The following is a 7,527-nucleotide window of genomic DNA, read 5'->3' as shown; positions in this document are numbered from 1 at the left end:
CAATGTATTGAGCTAACTGATACTAATGATCCGTGCGGCTTGACCATATAACCTCAAGTTGCCTTGGCTTTACGACAGCGTCGTAAGAGCATCCAAGTGCACGCTACGTCACAAGAACTATGCGAGGCTGGCGCCTTGTCCCACAGGGACGAGTGCGACTCTCCAAAAGCCTCCCTGGTGAAATTAGCGCTGTGGAACCACCCGATCCCATCCCGAACTCGGAAGTGAAACGCAGCTGCGCCGATGGTAGTGTGGCTCAAGCCATGCGAGAGTAGGTCATCGCCAGGGTTTACACCCAAAACCCCGCTGCTCACGCAGCGGGGTTTTTCTTTGGGCGCAGGAAAATGCATTGGCCGGAATGCACCGGTGGATCCACGCCACGCGTGGAGTGCTACCGTCCATGGTTGGCGGCTACCGATGATGGTCCGTGCGAGGTAACTGGTGCTGGCTGTCGGTAGACCCACGCCATGCGTGGCTGTGTGACGTAGGCCTGCGCAATGCGCATGCCGTGGTTGCCGGCCAGCGGCCGGCATTACCGATGGATCGATGCCGTCGTGCGACGCCCATGAACGTGCCCTTCCCGTGATCCATCACGCAGAGGACATAAAAAGAACGGCGCCCTGCGGGCGCCGTCTCCAATCGATCCGGTTGCACGTTCCGATCAGGCGACCAGAGCGACTTCACGCGCTTCCTGCTGGCGGAACACCGAGACCGCTTCGGTCAGTGTCCCCGCCTGCGACTGCAGTTCGCGCGCGGCAGCGGTGGCTTCCTCCACCAGTGCAGCGTTCTGCTGCGTGGCCTGATCCATCTGCACGACAGTCTGGTTGATCTGCTCGATGCCGATCGACTGTTCCTGCGAAGCGGCCGATATCTCCCGCATCAGGTGGCTGACGCTCTCGACACCACCGACGATGCCTCGCATGCGCTGGCCAGCATCGGCCACCAGCTGCGCACCTTCACACACCTGGCGGCCGGCTTCGTCGATCAGTTTCTTGATTTCCTGCGCGGCTGCGGCGGAACGCTGCGCCAGCACGCGTACTTCGCTGGCCACCACCGCAAAGCCACGGCCCTGCTCGCCGGCACGGGCGGCCTCGACCGCGGCGTTCAGCGCCAGAATGTTGGTCTGGAACGCGATGCCGTCGATGACGCCGGTGATATCGCCGATGCGCTTTGACGCGCCCTCGATCGCCTGCATGGTGTCGACCACCCGCTGCATGGCGGTGTTGCCGTCACCGGCGGCATTCTGTGTGGAGGCGGCCAGCTCACTGGCCTGACGCGCATGGGCAGCGTTCTGGCGCACCGTGGCGGTCAGCTCTTCCATCGAAGCCGCAGTTTCCTGCAGGTGCGCGGCCTGGCGCTCACTGCGTTCGGACAGCGCGCCATTGCCGGCGGCGATCTCGCTGGCGGCGGTACTGATCGAGATGGAGCACTGCTGGATGCGGCCGACCATGCGCGCCAGCTGCCCGGCGGTGGCGTTGGCATCACGCTGGATCGCGGCGAAGGCGCCTTGGTACTCGCCGTGCATGCGCCGGTCCAGATCGCCATTGGCCAGCGCAGAAAGCATCTGTCGCACTTCGTTGACGGTGCTGCCCAGCGTATCCAGCAGCTGGTTGATGCCACCGGTCAGACCCTCCAGGAAGCTGGCACCTTCGCCCGCTTGCAGACGCTGGTCGAGATCGCCTGCGGCAGCGGCGGCAACGATGCCGGCTACAGCATTCTCAAGCGACAGTTCGTGCGTACGGTCATGCCACTCCACGGCGAAACCGAGGCGCACGCCCTGTGCATCGAACACCGGAGTGACCACCTGCGCAAAGTGCACCGGGCCGATCTGCACCTTGCCGTTGTGCGTGACCTGCAGGCCATTGAGGATCGCGCGGATGCGGTCCGGGTTGGCGTGGAAGCGATGGATGCTGCTGCCGACCAGACAATCGGCATCGAAGTCGGGGAAGGCCTGGCGCAGTGTCGCCTGCTGGTTGCGCAGCAGGGCCACCACCGAACGGTTCACGTAGCGGATCACGTGGTCGTTGTCGGCAATCATCATCGCGGTGCGCGAAGCGTCCAGGGCCTGGCGGATCTGTGCGTTCTCGGCATGCGCTTCAGCCTCGCGCCCGCGCTGGGCCTGCACGTGGCGGGCGGTATCGGCCAGCGCATGGGCCAGCGAACCGGGTGCATAGGCCGTGGTATCCGCATGCGCGCCCAGATCGGCACCGGTGGCAATATCGCGGGCCAGTGCAGCCAGGCGGCGTGGGCCATGGCCCAGCGCCTCGGTCTGCTGGCGCAGGCGCAGCGCGACCTGGCCGAGGAACAGTGCCAGGCCAGCAAGCAGCGTTGCCTGCAGCAGCGTTGGCCCGGCCGCGGCACCTTCCAGCAGCGGCTGCAACAGCGCGAGCGTGCCAACGCCACCGGCCAGCCATACCGGCAGGCGATCACGGTGGCTGAGCAGCACGCCCAGCAGCACCGCGATCGGCAACGCCGGCGACAGGCCGACCGCCGTGCACAGCAACGCCAGCTGCAGCGACAACAACAATGCCAGGCCATTGCGGGCGAGGCTGCGGCCCGCCTGAGGGCCGGCCAGCCAGATGGCCGGCAGCACGGCGGCCGCAGCCAACGCGGCACCCGGCACGTGGGGCCCACGCGGGGCCAGAACCAGGCCAGCCACGGCCAATGCCGCGCTGCCGATCAGCAGTCGGCGATCAGCACGGCGGGCGAGCTGCTGCAGATGCGGCAGGCGGGCGGTATCGGGGGGACGGGAGGATGCAGCGGACATCGGCGACTCCTGGGTCAACAGACGGCAGCGGCCACGCCGCGACGCACGCATGAGCGCGTGGACTGGGCATGGACCGGGGATTCGGGGAATGCGACGTCATCAACGCCGCAGAGACAGGGCGCCGTGACCCCATCCTTTGGGTAACGGAGCGGTAGAGCGGGCATGCGGACTTCCTTGTAGAACCAGACACACGCCGCAGGCCCGACCGGGCCCGCGTGCTGCGGACGCAGGGGCCCGCAACTGATGTATCGGCCGCAAACGCGCGGAGTGAAGCGCGCGGAGGCGCGGACTCAGCCCGCGTTGTCGTTGCTGAAGAAGTGCAGGATCACGTCGGCAACCTGCGCCGGGTCTTCCATGTGCAGGTGATGGTTGCCGGGAAACACCGCCAGCCGTCCATCGCGCAGGTGCCGCAGGCGATCGCTGCGCATGGGCTCGGGGTAATAGGACTGCGCCGGTGTGGCGTAGATCACCTGCGTCGGGCAGGCGATGGCCTGCAGCAGATTGTCGATCTGGCCTTCGCTGAGGCGGATCGCGGTGGGCAGCATCAGCCGCGGATCACTGCACCAGCGATAGCCGCCTTCGACCGGTTCCACACCGCGCTCGACCAGCAGTCGTGCGCAGTGTTCGCTGAGCTGGTTGGTCATCATCCGTGCGCGGATCGGCGCGGCGAGGTCGGGGAACACGCGCAACTGCTTGCGTGCGAGCGCACGCGTGGCATTCACATGCTCGCGCAGGCGATGCGCGGTTTCTTCCTCCGGCCCGCGCAGGCCGCCGAGTGCTTCGATCGCCACCAGCCGTTCGATGCGGTCGCTGACCGAGGCGGTGAGGCTGGCGATGCCGGCGCCCATCGAATGGCCGAGCAGGCTGAAACGGTCCCAGCCCAATGCATCGGCCACATCAAGCACGTGGCCGATCGCGGCGGGCGTGGTGTAGCTGGCCCCCGCCGGAAGGTGCGCGCTGTGGCCATGGCCGGGCAGATCGATGGCGACCAGCTGCAGCGACGACAGATGCGGGGCCAATGGCACGAAGCTGGCGGCGTTGTCGAGCCAGCCGTGCAGGGCCAGCACGCGCGGACCCTCGCCGTGGTTGCGCAGGCCGGCGACGCGTGCGCCACCGACCTCGAGTTCAAACGGATGCAGGCTCATGCCAGCGAGGCCACAGCCAGCCGCGCCAGGGCGCGTGCGTGTTCCGGTTCGGCGTTGAGGCAGGGGATGTAGCGCATCGTCGCGCCGCGTTCGGCCAGCGTTTCGGTAAAGCCCATTGCCACTTCCTCCAGCGTTTCCAGGCAGTCGGTGGCGAAGCCGGGGCAGACCACGTCGATCTGCCTGACGCCGGATTCGGCCAGCGCCCACAGGCTGGGCTCGGCGTACGGCTGCAGCCAGCGCTCGCGGCCGAAGCGCGATTGATAGCCCATCTGCCATTCGTCCCTGCCCAGGCCCAGCGCGTTGGCAATGGCCTGGGCACTGGCCTCGCAACGCTGCGGATACGGATCGCCGCCATCGGCCAGGCGTTGCGGGATGCCGTGGAAGGAGAACATCAGCTTCTGGCCACGGCCGTGCTGTTCCCAGTAGCGCTGGATGGAACCGGCAACGGCCTCGACCCAGCCCGGGTCGACCGAATAGTCGCGCACCAGGCTGACCGTCACGCCCGGGTTGCGGCGCTGCCAGGCATCGACGCGGTCTTCGACCGAGGCGGTGGTGGTGGTCGAGTACTGCGGATACAGCGGCAGCACCACGATGCGACGCGCGCCTTCGGCGGCCAGGCGGTCGAGCTCGCCGGCCAGCGCCGGTTCACCGTAGCGCATCGCATGGCGAACCCGGAGCGTCGGCAGCAGTGCCTGCATGGCCTGGGCCAATTGGCGCGTATGCACCATCAACGGAGATCCGTCGGGCAGCCAGACCTGGGCGTACTTGGCCGCCGAACGGCTGCTGCGCAGCGGCAGGATCAGCCCGCGCAGCAGTGGCTGCCACAGCAGAGCCGGGATCGAGACCACGCGGGGGTCGGACAGGAATTCAGCCAGGTAACGGCGTACGGCGGGGGCCGTCGGCGTCTCAGGCGTGCCTAGGTTGACCGCCAGCACGGCGGTATCGGGTGCGTCGAGCATGGGATGTATTGTCGCCGATCCGGTGCCGCGCCGGCATGCAGGGTTCGGATCGCGCGCATAGGGGGCATCTATATGAGCAGGCAACGCTCATTGGCGATTCATGGCAACACTACTAATTTCAGTCACTTGCTATATCTTCCTATGGACTGACTTCTGGAGCCCGCCATGCGTCGCCCGATCCAAGCCCTGCTGATCGCCGCCAGTCTGCTGTCCAGCCAGGCCATGGCCGGACCGCAGGAAGACCAGCGCGCCCGCAACGCCGTGCGCGTGCTGGCCGAAATCCAGGGAATCCCTGAACAGGGCATTCCGGACAAATTGCTCGACGAAGGCCGCGCGGTCATCGTCATTCCCGACACGATCAAGGCCGGCCTGGTCATCGGTGGCCGTCGCGGCCATGGCCTGATGTCGGTGCGCATGGCCAATGGCGCCTGGTCCAACCCGGTGTTCGTCAAGCTCACCGGTGGCAGCATCGGCTTCCAGGCCGGTGTGCAGTCCTCGGACGTGGTGCTGGTGTTCCGCAACGACCGCAGCCTGGACAACCTGGTCAACGGCAAGTTCACGCTGGGCGCCGATGCCGGCGTTGCCGCCGGCCCGGTCGGTCGCAACGCCGCCGCCGCCACCGATGGCCAGCTGAAGGCCGAAATCTGGTCGTGGTCGCGCGCCCGAGGCCTGTTTGCCGGCGTCGCTCTGGACGGCGCGGTGCTGCAGATCGACGATGCCGCCAATCTGGACGCCTACGGCAGCAACACCACGCCGCGGATGATCTTCGAAGGCCGCGCCGGCGGTTCGCCGTCGATGGATGTGGTCGCTTTCCGTGATCGCCTGGAAGAGGCCACCTACGCCGCGCGCAACAACCGCAACGGCAGTGGTGGCAATGCTCCGCGTCCGGCGGCCGCCCCGGCGGTGGCTCCGGCGCCTGTTCAGGCAGCGCCGGCCGCCCCGGCCGAGGCCACCACCGCGCCGCTGCAGAACGTGCCGCAGACCCCGCCGCCGCAGCAGCAGGGCTTCCAGCCGGTCAACGACGGCGAGATCCGCACGGAAACGCTGGGCGGAAACTGACTTTCGTCACGCGCGCCGGCTAACAGCCGGTGCGCTATGCTCGACAGCCTGATCACTAACGTAACGAGCGTCTTTATGGGCAGTTTCAGCATCTGGCATTGGTTGGTCGTGCTGGCCATCGTGCTGCTGGTGTTCGGCACCAAGCGCCTGACCAGTGGCGCCAAGGACCTCGGTTCGGCGGTCAAGGAATTCAAGAAGGGCATGCGCGACGAGGACAAGCCGAACGCGCAGCTGGGCGACGAGTCGCGCAGCCAGGACGCCTCGCGCACCGCGCAGGACGAGCACGACCGTAACGCTCGCTGATCCGGAGCGGTTGCGGTGTTTGATATCGGCTTCAGCGAACTGCTGGTGATTGCGGTGGTCGCCCTGGTGGTGCTCGGTCCCGAGCGCCTGCCCAAGGCGGCCCGCTTCGCCGGCCTGTGGGTGCGTCGTGCCCGCAATCAGTGGGATTCGGTGAAACAGGAACTGGAGCGCGAACTGCAGGCCGAGGAGATCAAGCGGCAGATGCAGGACGTGCGCCAGGGCATGCAGGACACCGAAAACCAGCTGCGCGCCAGCGGCGAAGCGATCCGTCGCGAAGCCCAGCAGGCACAGCAGCAGGGCGACGATCTGGCGCAACAAGTACGCGCGCCGGCGCCGGCCGACCTGCCGCCGCACCTGGGCGAGCCCGTTGCCGCGGACCAGGCACCGGCACAGGACGTCGCTGCGGTAACGCCCGGCGCCTCCACGGCCACTGAAACCAATGCGACGCCCCCGGCGCAGAACACGGAGCGCCCCTCATGAGTGAGCAGGAGTTCGGCGAAAGCTCGCTGGTTGAACATCTGGTGGAACTGCGCGGCCGTCTGGTGCGCGCATTGCTGGGCCTGGGCGTGGCGCTGCTGGCGCTGCTGCCATTCACCCAGAAGCTGTACAACGCGCTGGCCGAACCGCTGGTTTCGCAGCTGCCGAACGGGCAGACGATGATTGCGACCAACCCGGCCGGTGCCTTCTTCGCGCCGTTGAAGCTGACCTTCTTCGTCGCCCTGTTCGTGGCGGTGCCGTGGCTGCTGTACCAGCTGTGGGCGTTCGTTGCCCCGGGCCTGTACGCGCGCGAAAAGCGCCTGGCGGTACCGCTGCTGGTGTCGTCGGTGGTGCTGTTCTACACCGGCTGTGCGTTCGCCTACTTCCTGGTGCTGCCGGCGGTGTTCCACTTCCTCACCACCTTCAGCCCGGACGTGATTGCGATCACCCCGGATGCGAACGCCTACCTGGACTTCGTGCTGGCGATCTTCTTCGCTTTCGGCGGCAGTTTCGAACTGCCGGTGGCGATGGTGATCCTGGTGCTGCTGGGCTGGGTGACGCCGCAGCAGTTCAAGGAAGGCCGCGGCTACGCGATCGTCGGCATCTTCGTGGTGGCCGCCGTGCTGACCCCGCCGGACGTGGTGTCGCAGCTGATGCTGGCCATCCCGATGTGCCTGCTCTACGAGCTGGGCATCCACGCCGCACGCTGGCTGGTGCCGTCGTCGGTAGTGAAGAAGCCCGCCGCCTGAAAAAAGGGGACGGAGGAGATTAAGTCGTATGTGCCACTGTGCCGCTAACGACTTAATCCCCTCCGTCC

At 67.0% G+C, this 7,527-nt stretch carries 7 protein-coding genes and 1 rRNA gene; 5 read left to right on the top strand and 3 right to left on the bottom strand.

The genetic code is table 11. From position 1 onward, the window contains the following. Window positions 1-173: 173 nt before the first annotated feature. Window positions 174-288, top strand: a 5S ribosomal RNA gene (rrf, locus tag O0J73_RS09930). 373 nt (window positions 289-661) lie between these two features. Here rrf and O0J73_RS09925 read toward each other — a convergent pair. The 3 genes from O0J73_RS09925 to hemH all read right to left on the bottom strand — a co-directional run bounded on the left by O0J73_RS09925 (window position 662) and on the right by hemH (window position 4,871). Beyond that, window positions 662-2,767, bottom strand: a complete 2,106-nt coding sequence (locus O0J73_RS09925) for a methyl-accepting chemotaxis protein (RefSeq protein WP_308308606.1) — start codon at window positions 2,765-2,767, stop codon at window positions 662-664. Window positions 2,768-3,057: 290 nt separating this feature from the next. Continuing rightward, a complete protein-coding gene (locus O0J73_RS09920; RefSeq protein ID WP_006477611.1) occupies window positions 3,058-3,912 on the bottom strand; it encodes an alpha/beta hydrolase in 855 nt (284 codons plus the stop codon). Continuing rightward, complete coding sequence (hemH, locus tag O0J73_RS09915) at window positions 3,909-4,871, bottom strand: ferrochelatase (RefSeq protein WP_006477610.1); 963 nt, start codon at window positions 4,869-4,871, stop codon at window positions 3,909-3,911. Before hemH ends, O0J73_RS09920 begins: the two co-directional genes overlap by 4 nt. 165 nt (window positions 4,872-5,036) lie before the next feature. On the opposite strand from hemH, the gene O0J73_RS09910 reads away from it, so the two are divergent. From O0J73_RS09910 to tatC, 4 genes are all read left to right on the top strand, one after another. After that, window positions 5,037-5,930 (top strand): YSC84-related protein, encoded by an 894-nt coding sequence (locus O0J73_RS09910; protein WP_006477608.1) that lies wholly within the window; start codon window positions 5,037-5,039, stop codon window positions 5,928-5,930. Window positions 5,931-6,005: 75 nt separating this feature from the next. Then, window positions 6,006-6,233 (top strand): Sec-independent protein translocase subunit TatA, encoded by a 228-nt coding sequence (tatA, locus tag O0J73_RS09905; RefSeq protein WP_005420453.1) that lies wholly within the window; start codon window positions 6,006-6,008, stop codon window positions 6,231-6,233. 15 nt (window positions 6,234-6,248) lie between these two features. Beyond that, window positions 6,249-6,713, top strand: coding sequence for a Sec-independent protein translocase protein TatB (tatB, locus tag O0J73_RS09900; protein ID WP_006477605.1), 465 nt, complete (start codon window positions 6,249-6,251; stop codon window positions 6,711-6,713). Continuing rightward, on the top strand, window positions 6,710-7,459 hold the full coding sequence (gene tatC, locus O0J73_RS09895) for a twin-arginine translocase subunit TatC (RefSeq protein ID WP_006477603.1): 750 nt from the start codon (window positions 6,710-6,712) through the stop codon (window positions 7,457-7,459). The genes tatB and tatC overlap by 4 nt, the downstream gene beginning before the upstream one ends. Window positions 7,460-7,527: the final 68 nt, after the last annotated feature.

It is taken from the genome of Stenotrophomonas sp. Sm6012 (assembly GCF_030985895.1).
Classification (GTDB): domain Bacteria; phylum Pseudomonadota; class Gammaproteobacteria; order Xanthomonadales; family Xanthomonadaceae; genus Stenotrophomonas; species Stenotrophomonas forensis.
Note: the sequence above shows the minus strand (reverse complement) of the source record. Positions and strands in the feature narration are given on the sequence as shown.